Genomic DNA, 16,194 nt, shown 5'->3' on the forward strand with positions numbered 1-16,194 from the left:
CCGCTCCGGGTCTCCGTTCCCCGGAGCGGGCTCCGCACCCCTCGCGCCTCCGCACCCCTCGTGTCGTACGAGGCGCTCTCGCGGCCCTTCGGGGAGGTGGGCACCTTCTTCGACCGAGCCCCCAACTCCCGGACCACGCCCCTCAACTCACGGACCACACCCGCCGGCCGCGCGATCCCCCTCGTCAGAGCCGTGTCACGGCTCGCTCGTTCAGGTGACGCCCCTCCTCTCCGCCCCGGCGGGGCGGAGGCCCGGTGTCAGGATGTGGCTCGAAACGGACGCGTGAGCGACGTGGGATCCACCGGTGATCGGGGGGCCCACCGCGCGGAACAGGGAGGCCCGGCGGTGACGGACTCCGTGACGGATGCCCAAGGCCGGACCATCGGCGCCGTGCTCCTCGTGATCGGCTGGCTGGTCATCGCCTGGGCGCTGACGGCGGCCCACGACGCGGCCTCCGCCACGTACGCCGGACCGCCGGTGTGTGACGGGAAACTGATGCGCCCGGGCGACGCGTGCCTCGGCACCGGTTCCCGCACCGGCACGTACGAGGAGATCGCCGGCCGCAGGACCGCGCACGCGAAGGCGGACGCCTGGAACACCGTCGAGACCGCCGGGTTCGTCGGCGCGGGCCTGGTCTACGCCGGGGCGGCCACCGCCGGGGCCGCCGGCCGGCTGCGGGAGCCGCTCCGCACCGGGCTCGTCCTCGGCGCCGGTACGGTGCCGATGCTGGGCGTCGCCGCGGCCCTCTGGCCGCTCCAGGCCCGGGTGGAAGCGGCGTCGACCGTGCCGGTCGGCCTGTCGGGCGTCCCCGCGGCCGCCTTGACGGCAGCCCTGGTCGTCTTCGCCACGTCGGCCTACCTGGTGACCGTCTGGGGGGATCCCGGGAAGGGCCCGCTCCCACCGGCGGAGGAGCGGGTCGCGGCCCGGCGGAGGGCCGCTTCCGCGGCCTTCGACCAGGGCGGGACGGACGACCCCTGGGCCGCGCGGCGGATCGCGGATCCGCTCCCGGCGCACTATCCGGTGTTCGTCGTACGCGGCTTACAGGCGCTGGGGGCCGTGGTGTTCGCGGTGTCCTGCCTGCTCGGCGCCGCCCTCCGCACGGGCTCCGCCGACCTGCCCGGCTGGCTCCCCGCCCTCGGCGCGGGTGTCGGCGGCCTGCTCTTCGCCGTCCACGGCGTGCGCTTCCCGCGCCACGGCTCCGGCCCGGCACGGTGGGGGTACGCCGCGGCCGCCCTGCTCGCCCTCGCCGCCGCGGCGGGCGAACTGACGTCGCTGTCCGCGGCGACCTGGTCCGGCCTGCTGAACGTCGTGGCCTTCACCGGCGCGTTCTGGACGCTCGCCTCGTGGTTCGGCACGACCCTGCCGAACCCGCCGGTCGCCGGCCGGATCGTGTACGCGATCGTGGGCGTCACCCAGCTCCAGGCCGCGGCCGTGGTGGCCACCGCGGCCCGCGCGCCCGCGTCGCCGGTGGCGGCCGAGGTGGCGGCGTACGTCACCACCGTCGTCGTCCTCGCGTGGACCTGCACGTCGTTCGACCGCGCGTCGAAGACCGAGGCCCTCGGCGCGGTGCCCCCGGCCGTCTCCGTCACCTGCTTCTGCGCCTCGTCGCTGCTGCTGGCCGTCACCGCCTACCGCGCCGCCGTCGCGGACCCGGGGTGGTTCGTATGGGCGATCGCGGCGGGCACCGCCCTGGTCAGCGCCGTCCACGCCTACGCGGCGGCCGCCCGGGTTGCCGGTGCGGTCCGGTCCTCACCGTCGAACAGCGGCTGAGCACGGGCAGCAGCGCCTGGGACGACGAAGGGCGGGGCGGACGCTGTGGGTGCCGGCGCACCGGTCAGGCCCGTCCGAAGCGGTCTCGGCGCCCGACCCGGTCCCATCCGGCCGGGGCCGGCGGGCGGGGCACCGTCCGGCCCGCCAGCACCCACTCCCGCTCCAGCCGGTCGTAGATCGGAGAGTCGGACTCGGTCCATGCCGCCCAGAGCGGTCGCGGGCCCCCGCTGGTCGCCCGCGCTGCGAACATCGTCTCCTGCATGCCGCATCAACGATTCCGCGCCCCGGGACGTGGCGGCACGTGACCGTTTCGTCACCACCCGACCGCACCGCACCGCACCGCGCGGGCGGGACGCGGACCGTACCGGGCCGGGCCGGGGGACGGCGAACCGCGAACCGCGCGCTTGGCCTAGGCTGACCCCCATGGTGGGGCACTCAAGTACAAGGCAACGGCTCGTCGTCGCCCTCGTCTCCTTCGTCCTGGCGGCCGCCGCGACGGTCGTGGCGGCGGCGTCGACCGGCCCCTCGTCCGATGCGGACACCCGTCCCGCCAACGGCCTCCAGCGGCCGCCCGAGCCGCCCAAGGAGCACGACCTGCGGCTCGGCCTGTCCTACGGCGACACCCTCACGTGGAAGTCCGACGACGGCCTGGCCGCCGCCCTCAACGACGCGGTCGGCCTCGGCACCACGTGGATCCGGGTCGACCTCTCCTGGAACAACATCCAGCCGGACAGCCCGCGCACCTACCAGTGGCAGCGCTTCGACCGGATCGTCAAGGCGGCCCGCGAACGCAACCTCGACGTCCTCGCCACGGTCGCCTACACCCCCGGGTGGGCCCGGGCCGCATCCTGTTCCGGGCACCGCCCCACCTGTCCGCCGGCCGACCCCGGCAAGTTCGCCGCGTTCGCGAAACTCGCCGCCCTGCGCTACGCACCCCAGGGCGTGCACACGTGGGAGGTCTGGAACGAGCCCAACCTCCCGCAGTTCTGGTACCCCAAGCCCGACGCGAAGGCGTACACCACCCTGCTGAAGTCCACCGTCGCCTCGCTGCGCGAAGCCGACCCGACGGCGTACGTGCTGATGGGCGGTCTGGCCGCCGTCGGCACCTGGGAATCGATCAAGTACGTCTCCCACCTGGACTTCCTGGAGCAGGTCTGCAGGCTCGGCGGCAACAAGGTGGTCGACGCGCTCAGCTACCACCCCTACGCGTGGCCCCAGCTCCCGCACGACGGCAAGGTGTTCAGGGAGATCAGCAGCGCCGGGGAGAACCTGGTCGGCGTCGCCGAGCGGCACGGGACGCCCGGCCTCCCCGTGTGGCTGACGGAGACGGGCGCGCCGACCGACGGCCCCGGCAACTCCGCCGCCGACGAGAAGTCCCGGACGGAGAACATCACGCACGTCACCGAGGCGTTCCAGGCGCGGATCGCCACCGACACCGTGCCGACCGCCGCGAAGGAGAAGTACGTGGCGGCCGCGTTCTGGTTCGCCCATCAGGACACGGCCACCGGCAACGACAAGAGCCATTCCAAGTACTACGGGCTGCGCCGCTACGACGGTTCCGCGAAACCCGCTTTCGCCGCGCTCCGGGCCGCCATCGAGGAGTACGAGAAGCAGCAGCCGCGGTAGCCGGGATGCCTCCCGGCCCGCCCGGGAGGCGTCCCGGCCGCGGTCCCGCCGCGGTCCCGCCGCGGTCCCGCCGCGGTCCCGCCGCGGTCCCGCCGCGGGTCACAGCGAGCGGAACAGCTCCACGTACCGGGCCAGGAGGCCGTTCCAGGAGAACCGTTCACGTGCGGTACGCAGCCCGGCCCCGGCCAGCCGGTCAGCCAGAGCGCCGTCCTCCAGGAGGCGCCGGCAGGCCCCCGCCAGCGCGACGGGGTCGCCGGGAGGCACCAGCAGTCCGGTCCGCCCGTCCTCGACGACGTACGGGATGCCGCCCACCCGGGAGCCGACCACCGGGGTGCCGCAGGCCATGGCCTCCACCAGGACCATGCCGAACGACTCGGCCTCGGTGAGGGAGGGCAGCACCAGCACCGCGGCTTCGCGTACCTCCCGGGCGAGGTCCCGGCCCGTCAGTTCCCCGGCCGCGGTGACCCGGTCCGCGAGGCCGAGGGAGGCGGCCAGGGCGAGGTGGCCGGCGACCGCGTCGCCGCCGCCGACCAGGCGCAGCAGGGCCCCGGGCACCCCGGCCAGGGCGCGCACCAGGACGTCGACGCCCTTCCACGCCGAGGACCGGTCGATCCGGCCGACGTAGAGGAGCGTCGGCGGACGGCTTGAAGGCGGCGGACCCGGCGTGAACCGGCCGATGTCGACGCCCGGGCTGATCTCCAGGGCTCCGGGCCGCCCCGCGGCCAGGGAGACCGGGGACACGGCGACCAGCGCGCGGGCCCTCGCGAACACCTTCGGCAGTACCCGGCGTTCGTACACGCCGATGAGGCGGTCCGCGGCGCCGGTGCCGGGTCCGCCCTTCAGCATCGAGCCGGCGTGGTAGGTGAGCACGGTGGGACGGCGTCCGGCGACCGCGACGGCGATGTCCCCGAGGCCCGGCACGGGGGCGTGGGCGTGGACCACGTCGGCGCCCGTGCGGCGCAGCCAGTACCGGACCTGGAGCGGCCACAGGGGGCTCAGGGGGGTGTTGGAGAGCCGGAGCCAGGAGCCGAGCCGGACGACCCGTACGCCGTCCTCGACGGAGGTACGGGTGCGGACCCCGGGGCGGCTGGTGAGGACGACGGCCTCGAATCCGGGCGCGTCGTGCACGGCGCGGGCCACCCGGGCGGCGTACTGCTCCACGCCGCCGAGGTGCGGGGGGTAGTAGGGGGTGACGACGGCCACCGTGCGGGGGCTCACAGGGCGGCCCGCAGCAGGTCGGGGAAGCGGCGGGCTTCGGCGACGTAGCCGGGCAGGCGCCGCTCCAGCTGCTCGCGGTAGCCGGAGTCGTCCTGGAGCAGCGGCTCGACGAGCGCCCACAGCCGGGGGTGGGTGACGTCCTCGATGGGCAGCACGTGGGCGCCGAGGCCGAGGTCGGCCATGATGCCGCGGGTCTTGTGCTCGTACTCGATGGCCACGCAGGGCACTCCGCTGGTCAGGGAGAAGATCACCGAGTGGAAGCGGGTGCCGATCAGCAGGGCGCACTCGCGGTAGACGCCCTTGAGGTCGCGGTAGTCCACCCTGTCCTCGACCAGCAGGGGCGCCGCGGTGCAGTGCGCGGCGATCCGGCGCTCCACGACGCGGTCGTCGTCGCCCAGGTAGTCGGTGCTCACCTGCGGGATGAGCACGACGCGGGCCCCGGTGCCCTGGACGGCGTCGATCGTCGCGGCCAGGGCCCGTTCGTAGGCGTCCTGAGCGGCCGGGGCCAGCCAGCGGCGGGCCGTGACCCCGACCAGCCGCTGCTGCGGTCCGACGCCGAGCCGGGCCCGCCAGTCGGAGGCCGGCGGCGGGTCGAAGGCGAAGCCGGAGTCGACGCCCCGGGTCACGACCGCATCGGGCAGGCCGCAGCCGCGCAGCTGGGCCACGCTGACGTCCTCGCGGGCCAGGACGAGCGGGGACCGGCCGAGGGCGCGGGCCACGAGGCGCCGCTGGAGGGACGAGGGGAACGGCCCGTAGGACTGCGGGGCGAAGACGACCGGCACGCCGGCACGTTGGGCGAGCAGGACGGGCAGGAGGACGAAGAAGAGGTTCTGGTGGCCGTCGAGCCCCGGGCGGGCCAGGACGTACGCCCCTCCGGTGGACACCACCAGGTCGGCGCCGGTCAGGGCGTCCGCCTCGCGCCGCGCCTCGGCGGGCAGGGCCCCGCGCAGGAGCCCGGCCGCGGCGCGGGGCAGCAGGAGGAGGCCGGCGGCGGTCGCGCCGACGTACGCCTTCCGCAGGATCCGGCGGGGCAGCGACGCCGTCCCGTCGGCGACGTGGCGGCGGATCGAGCCGAGGTTCGGGGCGCCCTCGAACGCGGGGTGGACGGCGGGGTCCTCCATGCCGGCGACGGAGATGTCGGCGTCGGGATGGACCTCCCGGATCTGGCGCAGGCAGACGGAGAGCAGCGCGGCGTCGCCCGCGTTCTCCCGGACGTAGGCGTTGATCACCACGATCTTCACGGGCGGTACCTTTCGGCAGGTGGTGCGGCGGCGGAAGGCGGGGCGGCAGCCGTCGGAGCCGTCGGGCCGGGCAGGCGGACGGCACGCAGCTGGAGGGTGTCGACGGGGGACCAGCCCGGTCCGGGGTCGACGTCCGGTTCCGGGGGGCGGGGCGCGGAGGGACGGCCGCGCAGTAGCGCGGCGGTGGCGAACAGTCCGGCGGTCAGGTTGCCGAGGCCCCAGGCACAGCCGACCCAGACCAGCCCGCGCGGCGCCCACAGTGCGGACAGGCCGATGGAGGTGCCCGCGAGGATGGTGTTGGCGGTGATCAGCTGTTTCATCCGCCCGGCCAGCTTCAGCCCGAAACAGGCCCAGGTGTTGAGGGCGACGGCGAGGGCGGCCAGGGCGAGCACGCTGAGCAGCCCGCTCGCGGCGGTGGCGTACCCGCCGCCGAACATGAGCAGGAGCAGCCCGCTGCCGGCCGCGACGACGGCGACGGCGGGCACCTGCACGGCGGCGATGATCTTCGCGGAGCGCCGCAGGAGCTCGCCGAACCGGGACTCGTCGGAGGAGACCTCGGCGAAGACGGCCTCGCCCACGGCGGTGGAGACGGAGTTCAGGAGGGCGGCGATCTGGAAGGCGACGAAGTAGTACCCGGCTTCGGCGGCGCCCAGCTTCTGGAGCACGATCAGCGGGGTGACCAGGACGGGCGCCAGGTTGATCAGGCTGGACACGTAGCTGGCGACGGAGAAGCGGAGCTGTTCGCGCAGCCGCGTGCCCCGGGTGCGGAAATCGAACCGGAAACCGAGGCGGCGCCGGAGCAGGAGCAGGGCCGCCGCTCCGGCGACCGCGTAGCCGATGCCCGCCGAGCCGAGGATCCCGGCCGCGCCGAAACCCACCAGGGCGACGGGCGCGGCGAGTTTGGCCAGGCCTTGGAGGATCCCGTCGGACAGCACGTTGTACTGGGCCATCCGGGCACTGATGAAGACCGACTTGACCAGGAGGTTCAGCGAGGCGCAGGCGCAGGACAGGACGAAGAGGGCGGCCAGGTGCGGGTGCTCGCGGACGAACAGCAGCTTGTGGCCGTACCAGGGGAGCCCGAGCAGGTAGATCCCGGCGGCGGCGCAGGAGACCAGCAGCACCAGCGCCGTGGACTGGGTGATCTGGCCGTTGCGGGCCGTGCCTTCGGCGGGGAAGCGGATCAGGGTGCTGTTGAGGCCGAACATGCTGAGGTAGGACAGCAGCGAGGTCGCGGAGATCAGCGAGGTGGCCAGCCCGACCTGCTCGGGCGGGTAGAAACGGGCGACGACCACCCAGAAGAGAAAGCTCAGACCGGCCGTCGTGACGGTGGACGCGAGCAGGAAGAAGGAGCTCCGGAACATCTGGTCCGCGGGCCGGGCGTGCCTACCCACGGCCGGCTTCCCGATAGTGCCCGAGCAGCGCTGCGACGTGCCGGTCCCAGCCGAACGACTCCTCGGCGAGCAGGCGGGCAGCGGCCCCCATCGCGGCCCGCCGGCCCGGGTCCGCCACCAGGCCGCCGAGCGCGGCGCGCAGCGCGGGAACCGTACGGGGCACCAGCAGGGCGACGTCGCCCTCCAAGCCGTAGGGGGCGTATCCGGGGTCGTCGCTGGTGACGACGGGCAGGCCGGAGGCCATGGCCTCCTGGACGGTCAGCGGGAAGCCCTCGGCGGTGGAGGGCAGGGCGAACACGTCGCACGCGCGGTAGGCGTCGGCGAGCTCCCCGGCGGACAGGGCGCCGAGGCGGTGGACGCCGGGACGCCCGTCGAGGGCCGCGCCGTCCCCGTCACCGGCGAAGACGAGGTCGTACGCGGAGTCGCCCGCGTGGGCGTCGAGCAGGAGGCCGTACCCCTTCTTCGGAACGAGCCGGCCCGCGAAGAGGACGAGGATCCGTCCGGCGGGCAGACCGAGCCGCTCGCGGGCCGCGGCGCGCTCCGCGGGGTCGGCGGACGGCCGGAACAGGCCGGTGTCCACGCCGTTGGAGAGGTGGTGGTGGGCATCGGCCCGGGCGCCGAGCCTCCGGACGAACGCGGCGACGCCGGCGTTGACGGTGAGCACCCGGCGGGCACGGCGGAGCTGGGGCCTGCCCGCGACGGCGTAGACGACCCGCTGGACGGCGCGGACGAGGGCCGAGGGGTGCGCCACCAGACCGACGTGCTGGGTCACCACGGTGGGGGTGCGGGTGGCGGCCGCGGCGAGTCCGGCGGCCCAGGAGGACGCGTAGAGGCAGTCGTGGACGTGGACGACGTCGGCGTGGCGGGCCCAGCGCAGGGCGGCGGGCAGCAAGGCGGGCGAGAACAGCGGGAAGGGGACGCCCGATCGGCGTTCCACCGCGTTGGACGCGGCGACGCGTACGACGCGGACGCCGTCCTCGTGGTGGATTCCGGCACGGTCGCCGCTGGTCAGGACGGTGACGTCGGCGCCGTGCCGGGCCAGGTGGAGGGCCTCGCCCCGGACGACGTTCTCGATGCCGCCCAGGTGCGGCGGGTAGTAGTGGCTGACGAGCAGGATCCGGGGCCGGCGCGGGGGGTGGTTCACCGGTAGATCACGGCCCCTTCGTTGCTGTAGACGAGGTTGCGAGTGGTGTCGAGGAGTTCGCGCGGATACCGGTACGTCACGAGGTCGCCCCGGAAAAAGACCGTGACCTCGTCCTTGCGGGTGGGGGTGGAGCCGAGCAGGACGTAGGACTGGGACCGCAGCAGCGCGGGGTGGACGCTGTCCTGCGTGCGGACGGTGAAGAGGGTCTGGAGCCGGCTGAAGGAGTACCGGTCGGTCTGTACGACGAGGTCGTCGCCCGCCGCCCGCTGGTTGAGCCACATCGCGGCCCGGCGGTCCTCGGCGTGCGGGTAGTAGATGTCGTAGGCGGGTCCGGAATTGCTGAGCGCGAGCTGCGCGGGGTAGCCGCCCAGTGCCTTGGGGACCACCCCGGTCAGGTCGAGCAGGAGCCCGGCGACGAGGGCGCAGAGCACGGGGACTGCGCGGCGGCCGGCCCAGCCCACCGCCCAGAGGGCGCCGGCGGCGATGAACGGGGCGAAGAACAACAGCCCCTGCTGGAAGGCGCGGAGCACGCTGTAGTCGACCGACAGCTGCGGGACCAGGGTGAACAGGCCCATCATCGCGAGGGCGCCCACGGTCAGCGTGATCTGGTCCCGGACGGGGGTGAACGGGCTCCTGCGGCCGCGCAGGGCGATCACGAACCCGACCAGGACCAGGACCTGGAGCAGCAGGGCGGCTGCCTGGCGGAGGACCCCGTTGAGGGCGGACACGCTCAGGCCGGCGGAGGCGAGGGCCCGGCCGGCGGGCGTGAGCGGCAGGTTCTCCTTCTCGGCCACGGGCGTGGGGTACTTCGCGAGGCCCTCCAGCGCCGGGTACTTGCCCGCGGCGCGGTCGGCCCGGGTGTAGGCGACGGTGTCCTCGCGGTACTCGGCGAGCCGCTCCTCGGGGGTGACCCCGGCGCCGCCGAAGAGGCTGTAGCGGGTGTCGGAGGAGCCGCCGCGGGCGCCTCCGGGCCCGAACAGGTCGCTCGCGACGACGCGCAGGGTGCTTTCGAGCTGGCCGCCGGTGTGGGTGAGGGGACCGGCCCACAGCAGGGCGAGGACGGCCGGGACGACCACCGTCCACCAGGTCAGGAAGGTCCGCATGCGGTCCTGGCCGCGGGGGCGGTGCGGATGGGCGCGGCCCCGGCGGGAGGCCAGCCGCCAGGCCTTGTCCACGGTGAACGCCGTCGCCAGGGTGCCGACGATCACGTAGATCGTCGAGTAGTGCGACAGGACCACTCCGGCCAGCAGCACCGTGAACACCACGCGCCGCAGGGGCAGCGGGCGGCGGGCATCCGTCAGGACCAGCATCGCGCAGGCCAGGAGGAGGAAGGCGATGGCCTGCCTGCCCAGGAACGGCATGTCGGTGAAGAAGGTGGGGAACGCCATGAAGAACACGGCGGAGAGCAGCGCCACGAGCGGGGGCGCCACGTTGCGCACCGCGCGGTGGACCAGCACCGGGGTCAGGGCGAACAGCAGCGGCAGAACGGCCTTGAAGACGTAGACGTCCTCGATCCCGGTCAGCCGGAACACGCTGACCGGGAGGAGGGTGATGCTCAGGCACGCGTTGTACGGGTCGGTGTAGGCGGAGATGTCCCAGAACCCGCCGCCGAGGGTGAGCCGGAAGTAGAGGTACTCGCGCTGGATGTCGTGCCCGGTGATGTACCAGCCGCGCAGGGAGGTGAGCAGCAGCAGGGCGGCGGAAGCCGCGTAGATCCCCGCCTCCAGGACGGGCGGCGAGCAGCGCCCGTGGCGTACCAGCAGGAGGACGACCAGCGCCGCGACGAGGACCAGGGACACCGTGCTGACGGCTCCGCCCAGACCGTTGTTGAGGCGGATCGGGCCGGCCACGGCGAGCAGCAGCGCCGCTCCGCCCGCCCAGGCCACCGGGCGTGCACCGCGCAGGGGGGCGCCGCGCAGGAGGGGGCGTTCCGACTGGGGGGCGAGGATCCCGAGGACGAGGAGCACGACGGTGGTCGCCGCGGCCAGCACCAGCCGGGTCAGGGGCCGTTCCACGCCGAGCGGCGGCAGCACGGTGTTGACGGACAGCGCCACGAGGATGTCGAGGAGCACGGCGAGGCCCGTCGCCAGCATGAGGGAGCCGCTGCGGGTGGAGACCACCTTGTCGGTGAAGCCGCGCAGCAGCAGCACGGGGGCGGCGAGCAGCAGCCACAGGCCGACCGGCGCGAGCAGCGGGCCGGGGACGCCGGGCACCATCTCGACGGCGCAGGCGGGGCCGAGGCTGAGCAGGACACCGAGCCGACCGCGCAGCCAGGGGGGCGGGTTCATATCCCGGCCTCCCGGTACACGAGCTCCACGCGTCGCGCGACTTCGTCCCAGGTGTGGCGGCGGGCCCGCTCGGCGCTGCGGCCGGCCAGCTCGCGGCGCAGGCCGGGGTCGGCCGCGAGGCGGTCCACCGCGGCGGCGAGCGCGGCCGGCTCCGGTGCGGCCAGCAGGCCGACGCCGCGGAGCAGTTCCGTGGTGCCGGGCACGTCGGTGGCCAGGACCGGGAGGGCGCCGGCCATGGCCTCCAGCGCCGCCAGGGGCATGCCCTCGCGGTCCGAGGGCAGGACGAATACGTCGGCGTCCGCGTAGGCGGAGAGGAGTTCCCCGCCGTACAGGGGACCGGCGAACTCGACGCGCTCGCCGAGGCCGAGGCGTGCGGCCCGGGCCCGCAGGTCGGCATCGAGCTCGCCGCCGCCGACGACGCGGAGCCTGACCGGGGCGTCGGCCAGGCCGATCGCGTCGAGGAGCCGCGCGACGTTCTTCTGGGCGCTGAGGCGGCCGACGTACAGCAGGCGCAGGGGACGGGGGGCGGCGGCTTGGTCGGCGAGCGGGGCGGTGACGGGCCGGAAGAACTCCGGGCCGACCCCGTTGGGCACCACGTGCACGCGCGCTGCGGGCACCCGGTAGGCCTCCTCGACGAAGCGGGCCTGCTGCCGGGTCAGCACGATGACCGCCGCGGCGGCGCGTGCGACGCGCCCGAAGACGTGCTTCTTGTAGGCGGGCAGGAGCCCGCCGAGGCGTCCGCTGGCGTCCACGTCGAGGTGGAAGTGCAGGACGAACGGCTGCCGGCGCAGCCGGGCGGCGAGCGCCACCGTCTCCGGCAGGAGGGCGTGAGCGCAGTGCACGTGCAGGACGGCGCCGCGCGGGGCGGCCAGCAGCGAGCCGAGGAGCCCCGGGGCCACCGCGGTGTGGGCGAACTCGGCGGCGCGGTGCCTGCGTACGGACACGCCGTCCTCCCGGGCCCGCCGCGGTGCGCCGCCGGAGCCCAGCGTGGTGGTGACGACGCGGACGTCGTGGCGCTCCGCGAGGCGGTGCGACAGGTGGAGCACGACGCGTTCGAGGCCGCCGAGGTGCGGGGGGTAGTACGGGGTGATCTGGAGAACGGTGCGCATCAGAGTTCCGGGGGCGGGCCGAAGCGGAAGTGGAGTGTCTGGGGGTGCCCGGTCAGCGAGACCCGGACCAGGGCGACGTCGGTCCCCTTGACGCGGACCCGCGCCGTGACCGGGACGGCGGCGCCCTGGTGGGGTTCGACGGGGTAGGTTCCGGTCGCCAGCACTCGGCCGTCCGCGGCCTCGACGGTGAGCGTCGCGACGAGTGAACGGGCTCCGGAGCCGCGGTCGTTCACGGCGAAGGGGACGAGGACGCTCGCGCCGTCGAAGCGCGGGTTCTCGGTGAAGTACAGCTCGATGAAGACGGTCTGCTGACGGCTGAACGACTCCAGGAGGACCGTCCGCACGGCCGGCAGCGACCAGGCGCCCGCGCACGAGCCCGCGGCGAGCACGAACACCAGGGCGGCCCGGATCAGGCGTTTCCTCATGCCGGGGTGTGCCGCCGCTCGCAGCTCGCGGGGCGGCCCTCGGCCGGCCGGCGGAAGCGGTGCTCGAAGAGCTGGCGCAGGTTGGCCATGCCGTCGGGCAGCGCGTTCAGCTTCACCTGACCCTGGCGGTTGCGGTACTCGATCGGTACTTCGAGGCACCGGTAACCGGCCCGGGTGGCGGCGTTCTTGATCTCCTGGGAGAAGGCCATGCCCGTCGACTTCACGTCGACGCCGTCCCAGACGTAGCGGCGGAAGACCCACATGCCGGACTGTGAGTCGCGCAGCCCGTTGCGGAACAGGGCCCGGCTCAGGGCGCTCAGCGCGTAGTTGGCCACGGTGTGGGACGGCTTCATCGCCGAGCGGTTCTCACGCCGGAGCCGGTCGGTCGTCATGAACTCGACGTCGGCTTCGGTCAAGGTGGCCAGCAGCTCGGGCAGCGAGTCGAACGGGTAGGTGCAGTCGGCGTCGCCGGTGGCTATCACGTCGCCGCTGGCCGCGCGGAACCCGGCGTGGTAGGCGTTGCCGTACCCCCGTTCGGGCTGCGAGACGACCCTGGCGCCGAGCGAGGCGGCCACCGCGGCCGTGTCGTCGGTGGAGGCGTTGTCCACGACGATGACCTCGGTCTCCCATCCCAGGGCGCGGAGCGCGCCCGTGGGCACCGAGTTCACCACGGTGGGCAGGTTGGGCGCCTCGTTGAGCGCCGGAATCACGACGGAAAGCGTATTCAATTCATCCCCCGGTGCCGGACGAGAACGACGGCCCGCGCGCCGCTGCAACTGAGGGCCTTCACTTCGTGGAGTCTCGGCCGCACCCCGATGCCGGGCGGTCTGCTGGGTGTTCTCTGGTACGGACGTCGGCCCGGTGTCCGGGCCAGCGGTGACCTTATCCGACCGGTGAGACACCCTTCCACCCGCGTGATCTGCCCGTGATGAGCAAATCGGCGCGAAACGACTCGGAGAGGGATTAACCGACGAGCCAGGAACCAGTGGGCTTGATCTCCTTGTCCAGCTTTCCGCCCTTCAGCGCGAGCACCTGATCCGCGGTCAGCGGCTTGTCCCACACCAGCACGTGGCCGATGACCCCGGCCCACGGTCCGCTCCAGATCCCGTGGTGGCGGGAGCGGCCCAACTGGAGCGGACCCTGGCCCGCCCAGGCCGTGGCCACCGGGGCGCGGCCCGCCTCCTTGCCGTCGACGTACAGCGTCAGCGCCTTGGCCTGGGAGTCGTACACGCCGGTCAGCAGGGCCCAGGTGCGCACCGTGTTGAAGCCGTCGGAGGCGGCTCCCACGGCGGTGGACGCCGCCCCCTTCTCGTCGGTCTGCATCCGGAACACCCACGTCTTCTTGCCGTTGCTGTCCTCGCGGCCCAATTCGAAGGAGTACGAGGTGCCGTCACCCTGGCTTATGGCGAACCGCGAGCCGCCGTCAGCCTCGTTGTAGACCCAGGCGGAGACGGTGAAGCTCTTGGACGCGTCGACGACCTGCTCGGCGGCCTGGGCGTAGGAGTTGCCGTTGCTGCGCAGGCGCAGCACATTGCCGTTGTCCACCGTGCCGAGGACGGCGTCGGGGCTGAGCGCGATGTTCACCTGGCCGGATCGGTCGCGCAGCAGGTTCGGTTCTCCGGGGACAGTGGGCGCGTTGGCGTCCGAGGAGCCCTGGCCTGAGGCGGTGGGCGCCGCCTGCGAGGTGCCGGGCCCCGGACCGCTTCCGCCCTTGTCGCTCCTGTCCAGAACGAAGAACCCGGCGCCCACGCCGAGTCCGCAGGCCGCCACGCCGATGACAGCCATCCAGATCCGCTTGCGCGTGCGCTTCTGCGACTCCGAACGGTCTGCCAACGCCTGCCAGTCGGGCTGGGGCGAGGGCGTGAACGCGGCCGGAGACGGCTGGGACCCCGGCGCCTGGGGGTACTGCGGCGGCCCTGCGGCAAGCCGGGGCTGGGGCAGCGGCTGCTGGTACGGATTGGGCTGCCCGGGCTGCGGGAAACCGTAACCGCCGGGCGTCCCCTGGGGATATCCGTAGCCACCCTGCCCCGCGGCGGGGTCCTGCTGGGGAGTGTTCGAGCGATCCGTACCGTCTGTCATGGGACGGATCGTAAAACATGACCGTCGGGTCGCCACCGGACGGTACGTCACGAGACGGAATCGACACCGCACCGGCCGACGTCGCCGTTGACCTGACCCGCCGCGTCCGTGCCCCTACCGTGTACATATGCCGGACGCGGACCGCCCTGGTGACGTGCACCCCGGCACGGCTGGGGGATGCGACGTGGCGACGAGGAACGGCCCGGGAACCGGGCCCGACGCGGAGATCGCCGCACCGGACGCCGCAGGGGCCGACCTCGGCGAGCTCGTCGCGCACGCCGCCGCCGAGCAGGGCGGCGCGCTGTGGCGGCTGCGGGACGGCGACCGTCAGCTCGACGCCAACGTGGTCCGGCTGCCCGCCGGCGCCGAAGTCGCCCCCCACACCGAGGACCACCTCGACGTCCTGCTCGTCGTCGTCGCGGGCGCCGGCCGCCTCACCCTGGCCGGCGCCGGGCGCGAGGTGCGCCCCGGGTCCGTCGCCGTCCTGCCGCGCGGCGCTCCCCGGGGGCTCGCGGCCGGTCCGGACGGGCTGGTCTTCCTCACCGCCCACCGGCGCCGCGCCGGGATGGGCATCGGCCGCCGTCCCCGGCCCGACGAGGCCGCCCCGTGCGGCCTGCACCTCGTCTGCGGACAGTGCCACCGCCACGCGATCGAAGCCGACGCACGCTTCTGCAGCCGTTGCGGCACCCCGCTGGCGCGCCGGACACCGGGCGGCTGACCGGCCGCGACGCGGGTACCGGGACGACTGTGCGCCTCCGGGCCGCTCCGGCGCACGCCGGAGCGTCAACAGAATGCCTTCTTCGCGGTCTCCTGAGACTTGTGCTGTCCGGGTGGGCTGACGCGAAGCAGGAGAAGTGCCACGATGATCCGTGCTTCAACAGAGTGCCGGGGCGGCGCGCGGGGAGTGCGCCGGCGCAGCGCGTCCTGGCAGCCCTACGCCACGAAGGGGCGGACACCACATGAGCGTTTCACCATTCGTATCGTCCTTAGGCGGCGGTCAGTCCGTGAGCGACGACGACAAGGTGCGGCTCTACTACAGCCGCAAGACCAAGGACATCCTGCACAAGTACGGTCCGGGTCCGCGCGTGCACTTCCACGTGGGACTGTTCGCGGCCGGGTCCCACCCGTACACCACCGTGGCCCAGGGCGAACTCAAGCAGCGCATGGTCGACTCGCAGGAGGCGATAGTCGAGCACGCCGCCCGCTCCTGGGGCGCGCACGAGAAGCCTCCCCGCCGGCTCCTGGACATCGGCTGCGGCCTCGGCGGCGCCTCCCTCTACTGGGCACAGGAACACGGCGCCTCCGTCACCGGGCTCACCATCGCGGCCGAACACGTCCCGATCGTCACGCGCTTCGCGACCCAGGCGGGGGTCGGCGACCGCGTCACGCCCGTGCTGAGAGACGTGCACGACCTGGACGAGACGCACGCGTACGACGCCGCCTACGCGAACGAGAGCAGCGGCTACACCGACCGCGCCCGGCTCTTCGAAGTCGTCGCCCGGGCGCTCCGGCCCGGCGGGTGGTTCGGGATCCAGGAGCACTTCGTGGTGCGTCCCGAGACGCGTGCGTTCATCGACGGCTACTACCGCACGCGCCTGGGGACGCGCGCGGAGTACCTGGCCGCCGCCCGGGCGGCCGGCTTCGAACTGGAGCAGGACGAGGACGTCACCGACCGGGTGGCGGAGTTCTGGGTGCAGTCCATGGCGTGGAACACCGCCGAACTCGACCGCCTGCGCGCCGGTGCCCCTCCGTCGACCTGGACGGCCGAGCGGCTGGGGGAGTCGACGATCGTGCACAGCAAGCTCTTCCGCATCTGGCGCGACCACGCGATGGAGACGCGCCTGCTGCGCTTCCGGATCGGAGGCTGAGCCGTGGAGAGCGGGAAGCCGGTACGTCCGTCCCG

14 protein-coding genes are annotated in these 16,194 nt (G+C 73.9%); 4 read left to right on the top strand and 10 right to left on the bottom strand.

The window, feature by feature from the left end:
• Window positions 1-345: 345 nt before the first annotated feature.
• Entirely contained in the window at window positions 346-1,770 is a 1,425-nt protein-coding gene (locus ACFWTC_RS05175) for a hypothetical protein (RefSeq protein WP_384026197.1), read from the top strand.
• 64 nt (window positions 1,771-1,834) lie between these two features.
• Here ACFWTC_RS05175 and ACFWTC_RS05180 read toward each other — a convergent pair whose 3' ends face one another.
• Window positions 1,835-2,032, bottom strand: a complete 198-nt coding sequence (locus ACFWTC_RS05180) for a hypothetical protein (protein ID WP_383919476.1) — start codon at window positions 2,030-2,032, stop codon at window positions 1,835-1,837.
• Between the two features lie 161 nt (window positions 2,033-2,193).
• On the opposite strand from ACFWTC_RS05180, the gene ACFWTC_RS05185 reads away from it, so the two are divergent.
• A complete protein-coding gene (locus ACFWTC_RS05185) occupies window positions 2,194-3,396 on the top strand; it encodes a cellulase family glycosylhydrolase (protein WP_383919479.1) in 1,203 nt (400 codons plus the stop codon).
• 99 nt (window positions 3,397-3,495) lie between these two features.
• Here ACFWTC_RS05185 and ACFWTC_RS05190 read toward each other — a convergent pair whose 3' ends face one another.
• The 9 genes from ACFWTC_RS05190 to ACFWTC_RS05230 form a co-directional block, all read right to left on the bottom strand.
• Window positions 3,496-4,614: a glycosyltransferase family 4 protein gene (locus ACFWTC_RS05190; RefSeq protein ID WP_384026194.1), complete on the bottom strand. Its 1,119-nt coding sequence runs from the start codon at window positions 4,612-4,614 to the stop codon at window positions 3,496-3,498.
• On the bottom strand, window positions 4,611-5,855 hold the full coding sequence (locus ACFWTC_RS05195; protein ID WP_383919484.1) for a polysaccharide pyruvyl transferase family protein: 1,245 nt from the start codon (window positions 5,853-5,855) through the stop codon (window positions 4,611-4,613). Before ACFWTC_RS05195 ends, ACFWTC_RS05190 begins: the two co-directional genes overlap by 4 nt.
• Window positions 5,852-7,246, bottom strand: a complete 1,395-nt coding sequence (locus tag ACFWTC_RS05200; protein WP_384026191.1) for a lipopolysaccharide biosynthesis protein — start codon at window positions 7,244-7,246, stop codon at window positions 5,852-5,854. Before ACFWTC_RS05200 ends, ACFWTC_RS05195 begins: the two co-directional genes overlap by 4 nt.
• Complete coding sequence (locus ACFWTC_RS05205) at window positions 7,239-8,390, bottom strand: glycosyltransferase family 4 protein (RefSeq protein WP_384026189.1); 1,152 nt, start codon at window positions 8,388-8,390, stop codon at window positions 7,239-7,241. The genes ACFWTC_RS05200 and ACFWTC_RS05205 overlap by 8 nt, the downstream gene beginning before the upstream one ends.
• Window positions 8,387-10,678 (bottom strand): DUF2206 domain-containing protein, encoded by a 2,292-nt coding sequence (locus ACFWTC_RS05210; RefSeq protein WP_383919492.1) that lies wholly within the window; start codon window positions 10,676-10,678, stop codon window positions 8,387-8,389. Before ACFWTC_RS05210 ends, ACFWTC_RS05205 begins: the two co-directional genes overlap by 4 nt.
• Window positions 10,675-11,787, bottom strand: a complete 1,113-nt coding sequence (locus ACFWTC_RS05215) for a glycosyltransferase family 4 protein (protein ID WP_383919495.1) — start codon at window positions 11,785-11,787, stop codon at window positions 10,675-10,677. The genes ACFWTC_RS05210 and ACFWTC_RS05215 overlap by 4 nt, the downstream gene beginning before the upstream one ends.
• Window positions 11,787-12,212 (bottom strand): hypothetical protein, encoded by a 426-nt coding sequence (locus tag ACFWTC_RS05220; RefSeq protein ID WP_384026186.1) that lies wholly within the window; start codon window positions 12,210-12,212, stop codon window positions 11,787-11,789. The genes ACFWTC_RS05215 and ACFWTC_RS05220 overlap by 1 nt, the downstream gene beginning before the upstream one ends.
• The gene (locus ACFWTC_RS05225; protein ID WP_383919501.1) at window positions 12,209-12,922 is read right to left on the bottom strand and encodes a glycosyltransferase family 2 protein; all 714 of its coding nucleotides are present in this window, start codon (window positions 12,920-12,922) and stop codon (window positions 12,209-12,211) included. Before ACFWTC_RS05225 ends, ACFWTC_RS05220 begins: the two co-directional genes overlap by 4 nt.
• Before the next feature lie 253 nt (window positions 12,923-13,175).
• Window positions 13,176-14,291, bottom strand: coding sequence for a LamG-like jellyroll fold domain-containing protein (locus tag ACFWTC_RS05230; protein WP_384026183.1), 1,116 nt, complete (start codon window positions 14,289-14,291; stop codon window positions 13,176-13,178).
• Between the two features lie 184 nt (window positions 14,292-14,475).
• Between ACFWTC_RS05230 and ACFWTC_RS05235 the strand changes: the two genes are divergently transcribed.
• Both ACFWTC_RS05235 and ACFWTC_RS05240 read left to right on the top strand, forming a co-directional pair.
• A complete protein-coding gene (locus ACFWTC_RS05235) occupies window positions 14,476-15,009 on the top strand; it encodes a hypothetical protein (protein ID WP_383919506.1) in 534 nt (177 codons plus the stop codon).
• A 286-nt stretch (window positions 15,010-15,295) separates the two neighbouring features.
• A complete protein-coding gene (locus tag ACFWTC_RS05240; protein WP_383919509.1) occupies window positions 15,296-16,159 on the top strand; it encodes an SAM-dependent methyltransferase in 864 nt (287 codons plus the stop codon).
• The last annotated feature ends 35 nt before the right edge of the window (window positions 16,160-16,194 follow it).

Origin of the sequence: Streptomyces sp. NPDC058619, assembly GCF_042717785.1 — a bacterium.
Lineage (GTDB): Bacteria > Actinomycetota > Actinomycetes > Streptomycetales > Streptomycetaceae > Streptomyces.

What these genes read in the sequence shown, in the direction of transcription:
- ACFWTC_RS05230 (WP_384026183.1), bottom strand. Translation starts at nt 14,291, where the DNA reads ATGACAGACGGTACGGATCGCTCGAACACTCCCCAGCAGGACCCCGCC.
- ACFWTC_RS05180 (WP_383919476.1), bottom strand. Translation starts at nt 2,032, where the DNA reads ATGCAGGAGACGATGTTCGCAGCGCGGGCGACCAGCGGGGGCCCGCGA.
- ACFWTC_RS05185 (WP_383919479.1), top strand. Translation starts at nt 2,194, where the DNA reads ATGGTGGGGCACTCAAGTACAAGGCAACGGCTCGTCGTCGCCCTCGTC.
- ACFWTC_RS05220 (WP_384026186.1), bottom strand. Translation starts at nt 12,212, where the DNA reads ATGAGGAAACGCCTGATCCGGGCCGCCCTGGTGTTCGTGCTCGCCGCG.
- ACFWTC_RS05215 (WP_383919495.1), bottom strand. Translation starts at nt 11,787, where the DNA reads ATGCGCACCGTTCTCCAGATCACCCCGTACTACCCCCCGCACCTCGGC.
- ACFWTC_RS05210 (WP_383919492.1), bottom strand. Translation starts at nt 10,678, where the DNA reads ATGAACCCGCCCCCCTGGCTGCGCGGTCGGCTCGGTGTCCTGCTCAGC.